The organism is Agrobacterium tumefaciens, assembly GCF_031801495.1.
Classification (GTDB): Bacteria; Pseudomonadota; Alphaproteobacteria; order Rhizobiales; family Rhizobiaceae; genus Agrobacterium; species Agrobacterium tumefaciens_K.
In genome coordinates this window covers 986,768-1,004,949 of record NZ_JAOEGC010000002.1, presented here as the reverse complement: position 1 = coordinate 1,004,949, position 18,182 = coordinate 986,768, and the positions used below count along the sequence as shown (strand labels likewise).

Genomic DNA, 18,182 nt, shown 5'->3' with positions numbered 1-18,182 from the left:
TCAAGTGCCTGACAAACTGAATCAGCCAACGATTTCGGTTTCGGCGAACCAGTAGGCGATTTCCTGAACAGCAGTTTCCGGAGCGTCGGAACCGTGAACGGAGTTTTCGCCGATGGAGAGAGCGAACTGCTTGCGGATCGTGCCTTCGTCAGCATTTGCCGGGTTGGTCGCGCCCATGATTTCGCGGTTCTTGAGGATTGCGTTTTCGCCTTCCAGAACCTGAACGATGGTCGGGCCAGACGTCATGCCTTCAACGAGTTCGCCGAAGAAAGGACGTTCCTTGTGAACGGCGTAGAAGCCTTCGGCTTCGCGCTTGCTCATCCAGACGCGCTTGGACGCGATAATGCGCAGGCCGTTGTCTTCAAATACCTTGGTGATGGCGCCAGTCAGGTTACGCTTGGTTGCGTCCGGCTTGATCATCGAAAATGTGCGTTCAATCGCCATATGTCCGTTTCCTGTTCCTTGAGAGAAAGTGGGCGGTGTTTACCCGCCCAAAGGCCCGAAAACAAGGGGGATGCACCACTTTGCAACCGAGAAGCCAGACATTTCACGCCGCTGTCACACTGCGACCCTTCGCGTCGTAGAGGTCGAGGCAGCTCTCGAACCAGTCGCGGACGGGATCCTTTCCGGCAAACAGGTCGATGCCTGTCGTGATGCGTGCCCATTGCAGCGCACCAAAAACAATATAATCCGCAAAGAGCGGCGACATACCGCCGATGAACGGCTGATAGCCCAGCATACGGCGGATCGGCGTCAGCAATGCCGGAAAAGCAGCCACTTCCGCTTCGCGGTTCGCCACCGTCTCTTCCAGCGACCGCCCCAGCGCCTTTGTCCGGCTTTCTCGGAAATAGCTGCGGTCAGGTTCATCGAGCATGTCGTGAATGTCGAGAACGGCGATCCGGACGATGGCCGGATGCAGCACCGTCTGCGACCAGCTCTCGACAAACCGGGCCATGGCCTTGCCACCCTCGCCATTGAACAGGGATGGCCGCTCCGGATAGGCCTCATCAAGATAAAGAGCGATTTCGAAACTGTCGCTTACCAGCTGGTCGCCATCCCGGAGGATCGGCACCGTCTTCGAGAAACCGCCTTCAGCAGAGGGAATTGCCGTGAACGGCAAGGGACGCTCCTCGAAATCCAGCCCCTTGTGGGCCAGCGACAGAACGGTTTTCCAGCAATGGGGCGAAAAAGGACGGGAAGCATCGCTTCCACACAGGGAATACAGCGTTCTGGACGTCGACATGGAACAGCACCTTTCAGCATGGACATGCGGACGACGATATAAGGACGGGCGCGGGCTGAAATCAAATCAGGAATTGTCATGGCACTCATCAGGCAGGCACGTCATGCGGTGGGAAAACCACAAGCCCGTACAAGATTCTGGTAAGCATAAAACGTATGCATTCCCCGGCTTTATGGTATTTTAAGCAACCACCCAGATAAAACATCATCATTCCGCAACCGGCGCTTCCGGCTTGGGTGTAATGACAACAGTGTTGGGGCTGCAAGTGACTATTCCGACAGGTGACAGACATCGTGAAAATGCGAAAAACAGCCTGATCGTTACGAAGATCACGCAGTTCATCGCCAAGATGAACATCGCACCCCTTCCGCGCAACTACGAACTGATTTTCGAGATACTGGCGGGCCACAACCCTGCCATGGGCCGTGAAGTCCTGGCGCTTGGCAACGCGCCGCAGCAGCATGAACTGGATATCGTCGGACAGCGGCACGGCCTTGCCGGATTCTCGCGAATCGCTGCTACCAAGGCGACCAACGAAGCGGCTGAGACAGTCGAGCAGATAACGGCTCGGCTGGATGCCAGCCTACAGCGTACGGAGACGTTCCTAGGGACTTTGCAGCACGCCGAACCGGACCAGGTTTCACGGCTGGTCCAGGAAATCCATGACGAGCAATCCAGCCTCAAGAACTTCCTTGCGCACGGGCTGCAGAAAATTCGCGCCACCGAGAAAAACAGCACGCGCATCCAGGCCGTATCGCTGCGTGACACGCTGACGACGCTGCCGAACCGCGCGGCCTTCCTTGAAAAACTGACCGCGATGTACGAGGCGGACGACGCTCCATCCGCAGCCTCGCTGGTTCTGGTCAACATTGACCACTTCCGCGAAATCAACAGCAAGTACGGCCCCGCCGCTGGCAACAAGGCGTTGCGTCGGCTCGCCGCTCTTTTCCGCAAAACGATCAAGAAGGACGATTTCGTCGCCCGCATCGGCGGCAACGAATTCGCCTTCCTGTTCATGGGCGTGCCACAGAACACGGCTCAGAGCATCGCTGAACGACTTCGCCGCAGCGTCGAGGACCTCCGCTTTGCAACGAGAGACGGTGACGGCGACCACCTGACGATTTCCGTCGGCGTCGCGGCGATGGATGGCGCGACAGCACCCGCCGAATTCTACAGCCACTCGGAACTGGCACTTCTGGCAGCCAGAAGCAGCACCCGGAACTGCGTTGTCGGTTACTCGAGGGATGTGGCGCAGCGCAGCCGCGCCAGCTATCTGCTGCAACTCGGCGGCTGAACGCCGAAGCGCCTCGCGACACACTTGCATCGGGGCCAGAGTTCAGACAAAACGGCGGCATGATTACGATTACCGATCTTTCCGCCCGCATCGCAGGACGCCTGCTTCTCGACAACGCCAGTGTCACGCTGCCTGCCGGTGTGAAAGCGGGTCTCGTCGGCCGTAACGGCGCAGGTAAATCCACGCTGTTTCGTGTCATAACCTGCGACATGGCATCGGAAGGTGGATCGGTCACCATTCCCAAAAGCGCCCGCATCGGTCAGGTGGCTCAGGAAGCGCCGGGAACCGAAGAATCGCTGATATCCATCGTGCTTTCTGCCGACAAGGAGCGCGCCGCGCTGCTGGCGGAGGCCGAAACAGCGACCGACCCGCATCGCATCGCCGAAATCCAGATGCGCCTCGTCGATATCGACGCGCATTCGGCCGAAGCACGCGCCTCCAGCATTCTGGCCGGCCTCGGCTTCAATCAGGAAGCGCAGCTTCGCCCCGCCTCGTCCTTCTCCGGCGGCTGGCGCATGCGCGTGGCGCTCGCCTCCGTGCTGTTTGCCGAACCGGACCTGCTGCTGCTTGACGAGCCTACCAACTATCTCGATCTCGAAGGCACGCTCTGGCTGGAAGACTATATCCGCCGCTATCCGCATACCGTCATCATCATCAGCCACGACCGCGATCTTCTGAACAACGCCGTCAACTCGATCGTCCATCTCGACCAGAAGAAGCTGACCTTCTATCGCGGCGGATACGACCAGTTCGAACGCCAGAAGGCGGAAGCAGACGAGTTGCAGATGAAGGCGAAGGCCAAGAACGATGCGGCACGCAAGCACCTGCAAAGCTTCATCGACCGCTTCAAGGCCAAGGCTTCCAAGGCAAAGCAGGCGCAGAGCCGCGTGAAGGCGCTGGAGCGCATGGGCACCGTGGCGTCGGTCATCGAAGACCACGTTCAGCCGATTACCTTTCCGGAACCCGAGAAGCAGCCCGCCTCCCCCATCGTCGCTATCAATGGTGGCGCTGTCGGTTACGAACCGGGCAAGTCCATTCTCAAGCAGCTGAACCTGCGTATCGACAATGACGACCGCATCGCGCTGCTCGGTTCGAACGGCAACGGCAAATCGACCTTTGCCAAGTTCATCTCCGGTCGCCTAGCCCCGCAGGCGGGCGATCTGCGCGTCGCACCCGGCTTGAAGATAGGCTTCTTCGCCCAACACCAGCTGGACGATCTCGTTCCCAACGAAACGCCGGTCGAGCATGTGCGAAAGCTGATGCCGCAGGCATCGGAAGCGCAGGTGCGCGCCCGCGTGGCGCAGATGGGTCTTGCGACGGAGAAGATGTCGACCGCGGCCAAGGATCTCTCTGGTGGCGAGAAGGCCCGCCTTCTGATGGGGCTTGCGGCCTTCCACGCACCGCATCTGCTCATCCTCGACGAACCGACGAACCACCTCGATATCGACAGCCGCCGGGCACTGATCGAGGCGCTGAACGACTATAACGGCGCGGTCATCCTCATCTCGCACGACCGTCACCTGATCGAGGCGACCGTGGATCGGCTGTGGCTGGTTTCCGACGGCACTGTCAAGACCTTCGAAGGCGACATGGAGGAGTACCGCGATATCGTCGTCTCTTCCGGCAAAAAGAAGGAAGACAAGCCGGAAACCGCAACGGACCAGACCTCCAAGGCGGACCAGCGCAAGGTAAATGCCGAAAAGCGCGCGCAGCTCGCGCCGCTGAAGAAAAAGATCAATGAAATCGAATCCCTGACGGCAAAGCTTGAGAAATTGATTCAGTCGCTCGACAAGGAGCTGGCCGACCCTGCCCTTTATGAAAAGGCACCCGCGAAGGCCGCGCAGAAGGTCAAGGAACGGGGTGAAGCGGCCGCCAAGCTCTCCGACGCAGAAGAGCAATGGCTGATGTTGTCCAGCGAATACGAAGAGGCGATGGCTGTCTGAACAGACAGCCAGTTTCCAGGGACGGACAGTAACGCCTCATTAACCATAATCGGAGAAATTCGGACGCAGTTGATTTGCTGCTTTTGAACCGAGTTTCTCCATGTCTTTTCGCATCGTTTCCGTCGCCGTTTTCATGGCTGCCGTCCTCTCGGGCTGCGCAGGCAAGCCACAGGGCGATGGCTCGCTGAAGACGGCGTTTGCCGCAACGATGCCCGCCAATCCGGCCGGCCATGCCGATGCAAGCGATCCTGTCCCACTGTCTCCTGCAGCCTGGGTTCGCGCGCGGCATCCCGGCGGTCTGGCGGGGCGGGATATCGAGGTTTCGGCGATTTCGGATATCAGCCTCGCAAACAAGGAAGTCGTGCTGAGCTTCGATGACGGCCCCGTGCCGGGCAAGACGGAGAACATTCTGGCGACGCTCGACGAATTCGGCGTGAAGGCGACATTCCTGATGGTGGGTGAAATGGCCAAGGCTCACCCGGAACTTGCCCGCAAGGTGGTCTCCGATGGCCATAGTATCGGCAGCCATACCTACAGCCACCCCAATCTTGCGCACCTGTCCTTCGATCGTGCACTCAACGAAATCTCCAAGGGTGCCAAGGCCGTCGCCGACGCCACCGAGACGGATGCGCCCTTCTTCCGCTTCCCATATCTTGCCGACACCTCGCGGCTTCGTCATTCGCTCGCATCGCGCGGTACTGTGGTGATGGACGTTCAGGTCGATTCGAAGGACTATTTCAGGGATGCGCCTGCCGTGGTCGCGTCTCGCACGATGCAGGCGCTGCGTCACCGCGGCAGCGGCATCATCCTCATGCACGACATTCACAAACGCACCGCAGCAATGCTGCCTGCCCTGCTGACGCAGCTGAAGGCCGAAGGATATAAAGTCGTACATTTGCGATACAAGGCGCCACGCAAGCTGCCGATGGTGATGGCGTCGCTGAACTGAAATCAGGCTGAAAAAGAAGAGAAAGCCATGTCTTGCCCGGCCATGGCTTTCTGCTACAACACTTCAAAAATGTTATTTTTGAGCATTTCCGGTAAAAGTGCCCAGCGGTTTTACGTTTGGGAAATGCGGAAAAAAAGAGATAGAGCACGTCTCGACGTGCTCTAGAGTGAAACACGCACACGGGTACCACGCATGTCAGCCACCAAACTCGCCATCGTCGGCGTCGGCAAGATCGTTCGCGACCAGCATCTTCCAGCCATTGCAGGCAATTCCGATTTCGAATTGATCGCCACGGCCAGCCGCCACGGCACCGTCGACGGTATCCCATCCTACGGCACAATCGACGCCATGCTGGAAGCCGTGCCGGAAATCCAGGCGGTTTCCCTCTGCATGCCTCCGCAGTACCGTTATGAAGCCGCATATTCGGCGCTGAACGCCGGCAAGCATGTTTTCCTTGAAAAGCCGCCGGGTGCGACGCTTTCGGAAGTGCAGGATCTCGTTCGTCTCGCCGATTCCAAGGGACTTTCGCTCTTTGCCAGCTGGCACTCCCGCTACGCACCTGCCGTCGAAGCCGCCAAGGCATTTCTGGCCTCGACGAAAATCGAGAGCGTGCATGTCATCTGGAAGGAAGACGTACGCCACTGGCATCCGAACCAGGAATGGATCTGGCAGGCGGGCGGTCTCGGCGTTTTCGATCCCGGCATCAATGCGCTGTCGATCGTCACCCATATCCTGCCGCGTGCCCTGTTCATCACCAAGGCAACGCTGGAATTCCCGGAAAACCGCGACGCGCCAATTGCTGCGGACTTGCATTTCGCCGACGTGACGAAGATGCCGGTGCGCGCCGAGTTCGACTGGCGCCAGACAGGCAAGCAGAGCTGGGACATCATTGCCGAAACGGCGGACGGCCAGATGGTGCTCTCGGAAGGCGGCGCCAAGCTTTCGATCAACGGCGAACTGAAGTTCTCCGAGCCGGAGCGCGAGTACCCTGCCCTTTACCAGCGCTTTGCCGAGATCATCAAGGCGGGCGAATCGGACGTCGACCTTGCGCCGCTTACGCATGTCGCCGACGCATTCCTGTTCGGCCGTCACAAGTTCGTGGATTCGTTCTACGATTGAGGCTGACGATCTTCCTATAGTGATCAGAGGGCGCGGCTGACGTAACGGTCGCGCCCTGCTTTTTTCGCCTGATAGAGTGCAGAATCAACGTTCGACAGAAGCGTTGCACAATCAGCGCCCGCCTGCGGCGCAATCGCACCGCCAATGCTCAACCGAGATACCACCTGCCGGCCCTCAACCTCGAAAGGCTCCCGGAAAGCGCACAGCAGGCGATCCGCAAGTCCGCGCAACGTCTCCGACCCTTCCGGGCGCGGCACGAAAATGGCGAACTCGTCGCCTCCCATGCGCACGATGATGTCTTCACTGCCGGTTACCGCACGGATGCGATCGGCGGCAGCAGCCAGAACGCAATCCCCGACGGAATGGCCAAACGTGTCGTTGATGGACTTGAAGCCATCCATATCCAGATAAAGAGCGCCGAACGTCTCATTCTCGTTTAGCGCCACGGCAAGCTGAAGATCCACCACCACATCCAGCGCCTTGCGATTGTAGAATCCGGTCAGCGGGTCGGTCATGGCCGCATTGCGAAGCTCCCGCTCGGCGAGACTCATGGTGAAGTTGGCCTGCTGAAGACGCAGCAACGCCGTCGCAAGAACCGCGAAGCGCTGGAGATTGTCGATTTCAGCGGCTGAAAAATTCCGTGGCACCGTATCCACGACGCAAAACGCGCCGACAATCAATCCGGGCTCCAGTTCGATCGGCGCACCGGCATAGGAACGCAATTTGGGGCCTTCCTGCACATAAGGCATGAGGCTGAAATCCGGGTGCTCGGTCAGATCTGGAATGACGACCACATCCTGCTTGGCAAGGACGCGGTTGCAGATAGAGATATCACGCGGGCATTCCGACAGCTGCATGCCAGCCTGTTCCACGATGTACAGCCAGTCGTCATCCATGAGGTGCACGGACGCACGCGACACGGAAAAGACGCCGCGTGCCAGTTCTGAGAGCGCCTCGAGTTCAGGCGAAGGTCCATTTTTGAATGACATCAGCGACCGCACGGCCAAGAGACGCTCCATTTCCCGTTCCGGTAATGAAGTCATCTGGTCCATAGCTCTATCCTTCCGTCATTTCATTCATCCCGCCTGACGGGCGAAACACTGTGGAGCGAAATCAAGCTGCGCTCTGGACACGCAATTCAATCGGCAATCGTGTCACTTCGATGTCGCCAGAGAGAAGTACATCCACGCGAACGCGAAAACACTCTAAATATCTGAATTGTATATCGTTCACGCCGGAACTCGATTCCTGCGGCCAGCCGATACAATCGCCATAATGCAGAAGCTTGTGTGTCTTGCCACATGCGACTTTTTACCTGTGCAAATACACAGGTCGCTGCTCTGTAGCAGTGCCATGCTCACGCTTTTTTCTGCCAGCGGCCTTCGGGCGATTGTTGCCAGTAGGTCAACGCATGCCCTTCACCCTTCAGCCTTTTCCAATGATTGCGCGCCATTTCCAGCTGATAGGCATCGTAACCGTCGAACATGAAAACGACCCGCTCATAGGATTCGACCGGCGGTGGTTCGGCGCCGTCGATCACGAAGCGCACGGTGGCGCTGTTGACGTTCGTTTCAGAGGCGGTCAACAGGACCGGCTGATGCTCCGGCGAAGACGACGTATCGGTGGCGTGCGCCAGAAAGCTGTCGTCGCGATAGGTCCACAAATGGGTATCGAGAAAATCGCGCCGATCCTGATCGGTCGTCTGGACCGCGACCTTCCAGCCGCGTTCCAGAGATTTTTCAAGCAAAGGCGGCAGGGCATCCTCCAGCTTCGATTCCGTCAGGTGATAGAACAGAACTTCAGTCATCGGTCGGTTTGCCGCTTTCTTTTGATTTCACAATTCCAGACGGAAAACCGCTGCGAACTTTCCCGGAATCGCTCCGCATCAGTCTTCGTAGTGAGCGCGAACGAGTTCGTTCAGAAGCCGCACACCATAACCCGATCCCCATGACTGGTTGATCTCCGTCAGCGGCGAACCCATGGCCGTTCCGGCGATATCCAGATGCGCCCACGGCGTTTCGCCAACGAACCGCTTGAGGAATTGTGCAGCCGTAATGGATCCGGCAAGGCGGCCGGCGCTGTTCTTCATGTCGGCAAACTTGGAATCGATGATCTTGTCGTATTCCTTGCCAAGGGGCATGCGCCAAAGCTTTTCAGCAGTTTCCTCCCCTGCCTGCGAAAGACGGACAGCAAGTTCGTCGTCATTTGAAAAGAGGCCAGCCTGAAGATTGCCGAGCGCCACCGTGACGGCGCCCGTCAGCGTGGCGAGATTGATCATGAACTTCGGGTCGAAACGGTCCTTGGTGTACCACAGGGCATCGGCCAGAACGAGACGGCCTTCCGCATCGGTGTTGATGATCTCGATGGTCTGGCCGGACATGGAGGTGACGATATCACCCGGACGCTGGGCGTTGCCGTCCGGCATGTTTTCCACAAGCCCGATGACGCCGACAACGTTTGCCTTCGCCTTGCGCGCCGCCAGCGTGTGCATGAGGCCGGTCACGGCAGCCGCGCCGCCCATGTCGCCCTTCATGTCCTCCATGTTGAGGCCAGGCTTCAGCGAGATGCCGCCGGTATCGAACACGACGCCCTTGCCAACGAATGCAATCGGCGCATCCTTCTTCGAGCCGCCGTTCCACTGCATGACAGCGAGCCGCGGCGGACGGGCGGAACCCTGCGCCACGCCCAACAGCGCGTTCATGCCGAGTTTCTTCAATTCCTTTTCGCCGAGGATTTCGACCTCGACGCCGAGTTTCTGCAACTCTTCGGCCTTCTCGGCGAACTCGACCGGACCAAGCGCATTTGGCGGCAGATTGACCAGATCGCGGGCGAGGATCACGCCACCGGCAATAGCCTGCGATGCCTCGAATGCTTTTTCCGCATCTTCACGGGCAGCCGTGACGATAACGACCTCAACCTTCTTCGGCGCCTTTTCGTCGTCTGACTTCTTCTTTGTCTTGTAGGCGTCGAAGCTGTAGGCGCGCAGCAGAAGACCCAGCGCGAAATCGGCTGCGGCCTGACCGATTACCTCGACACCCGGCGCATCGAGAAAGATCGCGACCTTCTCCGCCTTCCTGAAATTCGCCGCTGCGGTGCCCCCGGCGCGCAGCCAGTCGTGAGCCGTCAGTTTCGATGGCTTGCCTAGGCCGACGACCAGAATGCGGTCGGCGCTGGACCCGTGTGGCGCGATTACATCGAGCGTTGCCATGGACTTGCCAGAGAAACCGGAAATTTTTGCCGCTCTGGCAAGAACGCCTTCAGGATCCGCAGCCGACGCTCCCGACGGCTGCCCATCGCCACCCGACGCCTGCAGCACGATGGCGAGGCTATCTTGAAGAGAAACGGAACTGGCGAACGAAATATCGAATTTGGCGGACATGTTTTCCTGCTCTTGCTGAACAACTGATGTGATGGGCGCGATCATGGCCTTTTAAGACCTCGGCGCAACCAAGAATATCTAGGTCGTGGTGACGATTTAAAGGCAAAGGCTTTTTAATGAAACACCAGAAAGAAATGTCGGTTTCGACAATCCCCCACAGTGTTCCACAAAAAGACACAGACCCGAGAAAAAACATCGCACAAAACAGATTTGTGAGCAGTCCGGAGTCGCCAAGCGCAAATGTTGCGATTAGATAGGCGGAAATCCGCTCGCCGATCCACACGAGCAAATGACGACAACAAGGGCCGCATGAAGCTTCTCGAGAACTATATCCTGCGACGGACAACGCAGATGTTTCTGGTAGCACTGCTTCCGGTGCTGGCCATCATCTGGACCATCCAGGTTCTTCAGAGAATCAATTTGGTGACGGACACCGGTCAGTCCATGGGGTCTTTCATGGCGCTTGCGACCATGATTCTGCCGACACTCATCCCGGTCGTTCTTCCCTTCGCGCTGGTTATCGGCATCACGCAGACCTTCACGGCGATGAATAACGATTCCGAACTTGCCATCATCGACGCGGCAGGATCGCCGCGCATGGTGCTGTTTCGTCCGGTTCTCGTTCTTGCCGCTGTCCTCAGCGCATTTTCCTTCACGATCACCAATTTCGTCGAGCCGCCCGCCCGCAATTCGGCACGTCAGATGGTGGCGGCGGCCTATGCCGATCTGTTGTCCTCGGTGATCGAGGAAAAGACGTTCCGTACCATTCAGGACGGTCTATACGTCCAGATCGCACAGCGGCAGGGCCGCATCCTCAAGGGGCTTTTCGTCGCCGACCGTCGCGACCCGAATTTCGATCTCATCTATTACGCCAAGGAAGGCATGATCGACGAGAGCGGCACGTCGCTGACGATGCGTGACGGCGAAGTGCAGCAGAAAACGCCCGACGGCAAGGTTTCCATCGTCAAGTTCCTGTCCTATGCCTTCGACCTCTCCACGATGTCCGAGAAGAAAGACACCGAGCAGTCGCTTTCGCCCGGCGATGCGAGCCTTGGTTTCCTTCTTTCGCCAGACGAGAACAATTCGAGCTACCAGCGCTCGCCGGAGAACTTCCGTAGCGAGCTTCACAAGCGTCTGTCAGACTGGATGTTCGCATTCTCCTTCGCGCTTATCTCGCTTGTGATCGCGGCCGATGCCCGCTCGCACCGCGAAGCGCGCCTGCATCCGATGGTCGCCGCATTGATTACGGCTTTCATATTGCGTTGGGCCGGGTTCTACGTGACGAACCAGGTCAAGCAGAGTGCCGCGTTCATTCCTTTGGTCTATGCCGTTCCGGGCCTCAGCGGCGCTGCTGCTGCCTTCGTGCTGATCACCGGCCGCAAACCCAGAACGCCAAAGTTCATTGCGGATGCGGCAAACCGCCTTCGCCGTCTATTCTCGAATACGATGGCGCGTCGTCCCGGGAGCGGCAACGCATGATTTTCAACACCCTCGCCCGCTATTTCCTGAAACGCTACCTGATGACGGCCGTATGGTTCGTACTCGGCGTTTCGGCCATCATCTATCTTGCCGACTTCAGTGAGACGGCGCGACGCATGTCCAACCTGCCCGGATATTCCGTTCCGGCAGCGCTGGGTCTTACAGCGCTGCGCCTGCCGCTGATCCTTCAGCAGACGGTTCCGTTCATCGCGCTCTTCGTGGGTATGACCACCCTCATCTCGCTCAATCGTCGCTATGAACTGGTTGTTACGCGAGCGGCTGGCATTTCGGCGTGGCAATTCATCCTGCCTTTCGTTCTGGGCTCAGTGCTGATCGGCGTGATGTCCGTTACCATTCTCAATCCCATCGCTGCATGGGGCCAGAACCAGTCGCTTTCGATGGAAGCCGGCTGGCGCAACGAGGCAAATGGCGGACGCCAGCAGGACATCATTCCATGGATTCGCCAGTCGAGCGGCGGACAGGACACGATCATCGGCGCGAAGAGTTTCGAGGACAACGGAACGCTGCTTCTCGACGTGGTTCTGGTCCACCTCGACAAGGGTGGGAACATCATTTCCCGACAGGATGCAAAGTCGGCTAAGTTGGAAGATGGTTACTGGCTTCTTAACGGCGTTACGGAAACTCGTCCGGGTCATGTGCCGGTTCGGCAAGAGAGCACCCGCATCAGTACCAATCTGAGACAGGAATTCGTCCAGGAGCGCATGACGCAGGCGGAAACCGTTGCTTTCTTTGATCTTTCTCGCAAGATCGAGATTGCCAGGTCTTTCGGACTTTCTTCAAAGGCGCTCGAGACGCAGTATCATTTTCTGCTGTCGACGCCTCTTCTTCTGGTCGCGATGACCTTGATCGCCGCGACCGTTTCACTAAAGTTCAGCCGCTTCGCCCAATCGCGCTCCGTGATTCTGGGTGGAATCGTTTCCGGCTTCGTGCTTTATGTAGTAACCGTGCTCGTAAGAGCGTTCGGGAGCAGTGGCGTTGTCCCTCCCTTCGTTGCGGTCTGGGTTCCAGTTACCGTCGCGTTGGCGCTGGGTGCAACAATCTTGCTTCATCAGGAGGACGGCTAGTGGCGGTATATGACCGCGGGAATATCAGGCGGCTTTGGACGGCCCTTCTGACAGGTGCCGCTGTGTGCGCATATTTGGCATCGGGTCAGGTCGCTATCGGCCAGGACGGTGTACTTGCGTCCGGAAGCCAAGACGATTCGAAACTCCTGCTTACAGCGAATGAACTGACCTATAACCGGGATGCGGAACGCATTATCGCGAAGGGTGTGGTTCGCATGCATTATTCGGGTTACCGCATGGTGGCCCAGCAAGTGGAATACAACCAACAGACCGGCCGGGTGATTGCACGTGGCAACATCGAACTGATCGAGCCTACCGGCAACAAGATCTATGCCGACGAGATGGATGTCACCGACGACTTCGGACAGGGCTTCGTGAATGCCCTTCGTGTCGAAACGACGGACAACACCCGCATTGCGGGTGAAAGCGCCGAACGCGTCAACAGCGACGTGATGATCCTCAACAACGGCGTCTATACGGCCTGTCTGCCCTGCGCACAGCGACCGGACAAGGCGCCGCTCTGGCAGGTCAAGGCAGAGCGGGTCATTCAGGACGGCAAGACCCATACGGTGCGTCTGGAGAAAGCCCGCTTCGAACTGTTCGGCCAGCCGATCGGTTATCTGCCTTTCCTCACGGTTCCGGATAATACGGTGAAGCGGAAATCGGGCTTCCTGTTTCCGCAGATGAGCGTCACGGACAATCTTGGTTTCGGTATCGGCGTACCTTATTTCCACGTCCTTTCCGACACGGCGGATGTGACAGTTACGCCCACCTATTACACGACGCAGGGTCTTCTTCTTCAGGCCGAAATCCGCCAGCGTTTCGAAACCGGTTATCATACGGTCCGCATGGCCGGCATCGACCAGCAGAATTCGGATACTTTCACGGCCGGAACCAGCGATGCACTGAACGATACACGCGGCATGATCGCCAGCAAGGGCGACTTCACGATCAATCCTCGCTGGGCGTTCGGCTGGGACGCCATGGTCCAGACCGACAATAACTTTTCGCGCACCTACGAGCTGAAGGGTTACAACAGCGACGTCCAGGTCAACCAGATTTATCTGACCGGCATTGGCGAGCGGAACAAGTTCGACGCGAACGCCTACTACTTCAACGTTCAGGACACGGATGATTCCGAGTCCGAGGAGCGCAAGCAGGCAATCGTTCATCCGGTTGTAGACTATCGTTATTTCGTGCCTGATCCGGTCTATGGTGGCGAACTGTCCCTGACAGCCAACCTGACTAGCATCACCCGCCTGAAACAGGACGCGTATGCACTCGGCGGGTATCCGCGTTTCAACGGCCTCGAGGGCGACTATACGCGCCTGACCACGGAAGCCGAGTGGAAGCGGACTTATACGTTTGACAGCGGCCTGCAGGTAACGCCTCTTCTGGCGGCACGCGGCGATGCCATGTGGTCCGACATGTCTGCTGCGAGCTTCACTTCCGGCGGCACGTCCTATGCCTATGAAGGCATGCTGAAGGACGACGCGGCCCTGCGCGGAATGGTTACGGGTGGTCTTGAAGTCCGTTACCCTTGGCTTTTCACCGCCCAGAACAGCAGCCACGTCATCGAACCGATCGCGCAGATCTTCGTGCGCCCGGACGAGCCGTTTGCCGGCCGTTTCCCGAACGAAGACTCGCAGGCTTTCGTGTTCGACGCGACCAACCTGTTCGAGCGTGACAAGTTCTCCGGTTATGACCGGATCGAAGGCGGTACGCGGGCCAACCTCGGTGTCCGCTACAACGGTACTTTCGACAACGGTTACGGTGTGCGGGCGATTGCCGGCCAGTCCTTCCATCTCGCGGGTGAAAATTCCTTCGCCTCTTATGACCTGGTCAATGCCGGTGCTAATTCGGGCCTGGAATCCGATCGTTCGGACTATGTGGCCATGGCAGCGTTCGATGCTCCGATCGGCCTGTCCTTCTCGTCGAGCCTGCGTCTCGACAAGGACAATCTGGAGATCAACCGCTCGGAGACGGGTATCGCCTATTCCGACCGCCGCGTAACCGGCAAGGTCAGCTACACGCAGGTCAAGGCGCAGCCGAAGTACGGCTACACCGAAGACCGCGACATCGTTCAGGCGTCCGGTACGTTGCGCATGAACGACAACTGGTCGCTGTTCGGTTCGATCAACTACGATCTCAACGGCAAATTTGCCGAAGAGCGCCGGGTTGGCATCCTCTACCAGGACGAATGCACGATCTTCACGGTCAGCTATTCGGATGAAGGCACCATTTCCTCGTCGCGGCAGTCGGCCAACGACTGGTCCATCAATGCGCGACTGGCGTTCCGTACGCTCGGCGATATCAGCGTCGGTTCCGCCGATGAGGACTGGAACAACATGGATATTGGCTGGAAGCCGAATAATTATTGAGTTGACATGCGGGGCGCACGAAAAATGCGCTCCGCTTTCGCCATTCGTGTCGGCAACAGCCTGAAACGCCACGCTTTCGCCGCAAGAGATCGGCAGTGTCCATCACGGATTTTTTGGTTTTCCTTTGGAAAAACGATACATTGCCGTTTTGCGGATCACGATGATATATACGTGGCGCATTCGCGGCGCGGATGAACAAGCCTAAGTCTGACAGAGACGAGCCGTAAACGGCATTCGTACGGAGCGGACGGAACAGATTGCCGGGTGAGCGGAAAGCGCTGCATGCCCGACGAGAGGGAGAAGGATATGATGAACTTCGGAAAGACGGCTCTGCGTAGCGCTGCTTTTGCCTTTGCGATTTTCGCCGTCCCGATGGCCGTTTCGCCATTTACCAGCCAGGCATTTGCGGACAACACGGTGAAAATCGTCGTCAACAAGACGCCTATCACCAGTGACGACATCTCGAAGCGGGTGGCATTCCTGAAGCTGCAGCGCCAGACCGGCAACCTTAATCAGAAGGCACGTGACCAGCTGGTCGACGAAGCCCTGAAACGCGAGGAAATCGCGCGTGTTAAAATGTCGGTCAGCACCAATGACGTCGACGCCGCATTCGCCCGCTTTGCTGCCAACAACAAGATGACCCCGCAGCAGCTGACGCAGGTCCTCGGGCAGGCTGGCGTCGGTGCCGACCACTTCAAGTCATTCATCGCCGTGCAGATGAGCTGGCCGCGCCTTGTCAACGCCCGCTACGGTGGACGTGGAAAGATGTCGAACCAGGATCTCGTTACCCGCCTCAAGGAGCGCGGAGAGAAGCCGGTCACGACCGAATACTTCCTGCAGCAGATCATTTTCGTCATTCCCGAATCCAAGCGCAATTCGATCACCGGTAAGCGCAAGAGCGAGGCGGAAGCATCGCGCAGCCGTTATCCTGGCTGCGAGCAGGCCAAGACGTTTGCCGCAACCATGCGGGACGTTTCGATCAAGGATCTTGGCAGAATTCTCGCACCCGAACTGCCGGAAGAGTGGAAGGCGCTTGTCGAAAAGGCAAAAGAAGGTGGTACTACCGGAACGCGCGTGACGGAAAAGGGCGTGGAATACCTCGCGATCTGCAAGCAGCGCCAGGTTTCGGATGACTACGCGGCTGAAATGGTCTTCAAGTCGGAAGATCTGATGAAAGCCAAGGACGGCGAAAACCCCAACGAGACGAAATATATGGATGAGCTGCGCAAGAAGGCGCAGATCGTCAACACCTGACGCGAAAGTTCGCCATCCGTGACACATGCTTCCCTGCCGCTTGCCCTTACCCAGGGCGATCCTGCTGGTATTGGCCCTGACATCGCCATTGCGGCATGGGCAAAACGCCACGAAACCGGCCTCCCGCCGTTTGTTTTCATCGGCGATCCGGACGTGGTGGCAAGTCGTGCGGCGTTGATCGGTATCGACATCGCAATCGAAACCTGCGAGGCGGCAGACGCTGGTCAGGTCTTTGAGCGGGCGTTCCCGGTCCTGCCCCTGCACGTCGGGTTCGAGGTTCAGGCAGGGCAGCCGCATATCGGCGCCGCCCATGCAACGATCAAGGCCATCGAAACCGCGGTGGCGTTGACGGCAGAAGGCAAGACGGCTGCCGTCGTCACCAATCCGATTGCAAAGTCAGTGCTTTATGAAGCCGGGTTCGGTTTTCCGGGACATACGGAATTTCTTGCCGATCTCGCTCTGCGCCTCAATGGTCGCCAAGTAACGCCGGTCATGATGATTGCCGGACCGAAGGTTCGCGTCGTTCCCGTCACGATTCACATTCCGGTCAAGGACGTTCCTGCCGCCCTGACGGAAGAGCTGATCATGGAGACGTGCCGTATCATCGATACGGATCTGAAGCAGAAATTCGGCATTGCCGCGCCGCGTCTGGCCATAGCAGGTCTTAATCCACATGCGGGCGAAGATGGCGCGATCGGCATCGAGGACCGCGACATCATTCATCCTGCCGTGATCGGCCTTCGCAAAGAGGGCATCGACGCATTCGGTCCCCTGCCCGCCGACACCATGTTCCATGATGCTGCCCGCAAACGCTACGACGTCGCCGTCTGTATGTACCATGATCAGGCGCTCATTCCGGCGAAAGCGCTCGGTTTCGACGATTCCGTCAATGTCACGCTTGGCCTGCCCTTCATCCGCACCTCGCCGGACCATGGCACAGCCTTTGGCATCGCGGGCCAAGGCGTTGCCAACGAGGCAAGTCTCGTCGCGGCACTGAAGATGGCCGCAGAAATTGCCGGTCGCAGCAAGGCGGCGCTCTGATGGCTGCTATCGATGGGCTTCCGCCACTGCGAGACGTCATCCAGCGCCACGGCCTCGATGCGAAGAAGTCGCTTGGACAAAACTTCCTTTTCGACCTGAACCTCACCCAGAAGATCGCCAGAACAGCCGGTCCACTGGAAGGCGTCACAGTCATCGAAGTCGGTCCCGGTCCCGGCGGCCTCACCCGCGCCATTCTCTCGCTCGGTGCCAAGAAGGTCATTGCCGTGGAGCGCGACAGCCGCTGCCTGCCGGCGCTTGCCGAAATCGAGGCACATTATCCCGGTCGCCTCGAAGTGATCGAGGGCGATGCGCTGAAGACCGATTTCGAAGCGCTCGTGCCTGCGGGCGAACCTGTGCGGATCATCGCCAACCTTCCGTATAACGTCGGCACGCAGCTGCTGGTCAACTGGCTGCTACCAAACCGATGGCCGCCGTTCTGGCTGTCGATGACGCTGATGTTCCAAAAGGAAGTCGGTCAGCGCATCGTGGCGGAAGAAGGCGACAACCATTATGGACGCCTTGGCGTGCTTGCCGGCTGGCGCACCGTCGCCGAAATGGCTTTTGACGTACCGCCACAGGCTTTCAGCCCACCACCAAAGGTCACATCGACCGTCGTGCACCTGCTGCCCAAGGACAAGCCGATGCCCTGCGATGTGGCAAAGCTTGAGAAAGTCACGGAAGCGGCCTTCGGCCAGCGCCGCAAGATGCTTCGCCAGAGCGTAAAGGCACTCGGCGGCGAAACGCTTCTGGAAAAAGCCGGGATCGATCCGACGCGTCGGGCGGAAACGCTCTCCGTCGAGGAATTCGTGACGCTCGCGAATTCGCTCTAGGATTTTCCTCGCCCCTCCTTGCATATGACAAGAACGGGATCAGCGTTTTCAAGCAGAATCAGGACGGCGCGCCGTAACTGGCCGATCAACTGGATAAAGCACGTGCTGAGGTTTCGCCGAAGACGATGGCGAGCGGTCACGGCTGGCAGATGACGCCACTGATGTGCACCATTCGTTGAACTGGC

At 58.4% G+C, this 18,182-nt stretch carries 15 protein-coding genes; 10 read left to right on the top strand and 5 right to left on the bottom strand.

Annotated features, from left to right (window positions below):
- Positions 1–21: 21 nt before the first annotated feature.
- Together ndk and N7578_RS14320 are read right to left on the bottom strand one after the other, a co-directional pair.
- The gene (gene ndk, locus N7578_RS14325) at positions 22–444 is read right to left on the bottom strand and encodes a nucleoside-diphosphate kinase (RefSeq protein ID WP_018898730.1); all 423 of its coding nucleotides are present in this window, start codon (positions 442–444) and stop codon (positions 22–24) included.
- Between the two features lie 103 nt (positions 445–547).
- Positions 548–1,243 (bottom strand): glutathione S-transferase family protein, encoded by a 696-nt coding sequence (locus tag N7578_RS14320; protein WP_311110971.1) that lies wholly within the window; start codon positions 1,241–1,243, stop codon positions 548–550.
- A 265-nt stretch (positions 1,244–1,508) separates the two neighbouring features.
- Between N7578_RS14320 and N7578_RS14315 the strand changes: the two genes are divergently transcribed.
- The 4 genes from N7578_RS14315 to N7578_RS14300 all read left to right on the top strand — a co-directional run bounded on the left by N7578_RS14315 (position 1,509) and on the right by N7578_RS14300 (position 6,548).
- The gene (locus N7578_RS14315) at positions 1,509–2,537 is read left to right on the top strand and encodes a GGDEF domain-containing protein (protein WP_311110970.1); all 1,029 of its coding nucleotides are present in this window, start codon (positions 1,509–1,511) and stop codon (positions 2,535–2,537) included.
- 59 nt (positions 2,538–2,596) lie between these two features.
- Entirely contained in the window at positions 2,597–4,480 is a 1,884-nt protein-coding gene (locus N7578_RS14310; protein ID WP_311110969.1) for an ABC-F family ATP-binding cassette domain-containing protein, read from the top strand.
- A gap of 100 nt (positions 4,481–4,580) precedes the next feature.
- The gene (locus tag N7578_RS14305; RefSeq protein ID WP_311110968.1) at positions 4,581–5,429 is read left to right on the top strand and encodes a polysaccharide deacetylase family protein; all 849 of its coding nucleotides are present in this window, start codon (positions 4,581–4,583) and stop codon (positions 5,427–5,429) included.
- A 192-nt stretch (positions 5,430–5,621) separates the two neighbouring features.
- Positions 5,622–6,548, top strand: coding sequence for a Gfo/Idh/MocA family oxidoreductase (locus N7578_RS14300; RefSeq protein WP_311110967.1), 927 nt, complete (start codon positions 5,622–5,624; stop codon positions 6,546–6,548).
- 23 nt (positions 6,549–6,571) lie between these two features.
- Here N7578_RS14300 and N7578_RS14295 read toward each other — a convergent pair whose 3' ends face one another.
- From N7578_RS14295 to N7578_RS14285, 3 genes are all read right to left on the bottom strand, one after another.
- Complete coding sequence (locus N7578_RS14295) at positions 6,572–7,600, bottom strand: sensor domain-containing diguanylate cyclase (protein WP_311110966.1); 1,029 nt, start codon at positions 7,598–7,600, stop codon at positions 6,572–6,574.
- 305 nt (positions 7,601–7,905) lie between these two features.
- Positions 7,906–8,355, bottom strand: coding sequence for a DNA polymerase III subunit chi (locus N7578_RS14290; RefSeq protein ID WP_311110965.1), 450 nt, complete (start codon positions 8,353–8,355; stop codon positions 7,906–7,908).
- Positions 8,356–8,433: 78 nt separating this feature from the next.
- Positions 8,434–9,927 (bottom strand): leucyl aminopeptidase, encoded by a 1,494-nt coding sequence (locus N7578_RS14285; RefSeq protein ID WP_311110964.1) that lies wholly within the window; start codon positions 9,925–9,927, stop codon positions 8,434–8,436.
- 309 nt (positions 9,928–10,236) lie between these two features.
- Between N7578_RS14285 and N7578_RS14280 the strand changes: the two genes are divergently transcribed.
- The 6 genes from N7578_RS14280 (at position 10,237) to rsmA (ending at position 17,997) form a co-directional block, all read left to right on the top strand.
- Entirely contained in the window at positions 10,237–11,406 is a 1,170-nt protein-coding gene (locus N7578_RS14280) for an LptF/LptG family permease (RefSeq protein WP_311110963.1), read from the top strand.
- On the top strand, positions 11,403–12,491 hold the full coding sequence (gene lptG / locus N7578_RS14275; RefSeq protein ID WP_311110962.1) for an LPS export ABC transporter permease LptG: 1,089 nt from the start codon (positions 11,403–11,405) through the stop codon (positions 12,489–12,491). The genes N7578_RS14280 and lptG overlap by 4 nt, the downstream gene beginning before the upstream one ends.
- A complete protein-coding gene (locus tag N7578_RS14270; protein ID WP_311110961.1) occupies positions 12,491–14,872 on the top strand; it encodes an LPS-assembly protein LptD in 2,382 nt (793 codons plus the stop codon). The genes lptG and N7578_RS14270 overlap by 1 nt, the downstream gene beginning before the upstream one ends.
- Positions 14,873–15,178: 306 nt before the next feature.
- On the top strand, positions 15,179–16,126 hold the full coding sequence (locus tag N7578_RS14265) for a peptidylprolyl isomerase (RefSeq protein ID WP_311110960.1): 948 nt from the start codon (positions 15,179–15,181) through the stop codon (positions 16,124–16,126).
- Positions 16,127–16,144: 18 nt separating this feature from the next.
- Positions 16,145–17,167: a 4-hydroxythreonine-4-phosphate dehydrogenase PdxA gene (gene pdxA / locus N7578_RS14260; protein WP_311110959.1), complete on the top strand. Its 1,023-nt coding sequence runs from the start codon at positions 16,145–16,147 to the stop codon at positions 17,165–17,167.
- Complete coding sequence (gene rsmA / locus N7578_RS14255) at positions 17,167–17,997, top strand: 16S rRNA (adenine(1518)-N(6)/adenine(1519)-N(6))-dimethyltransferase RsmA (protein WP_311110958.1); 831 nt, start codon at positions 17,167–17,169, stop codon at positions 17,995–17,997. Before pdxA ends, rsmA begins: the two co-directional genes overlap by 1 nt.
- The last annotated feature ends 185 nt before the right edge of the window (positions 17,998–18,182 follow it).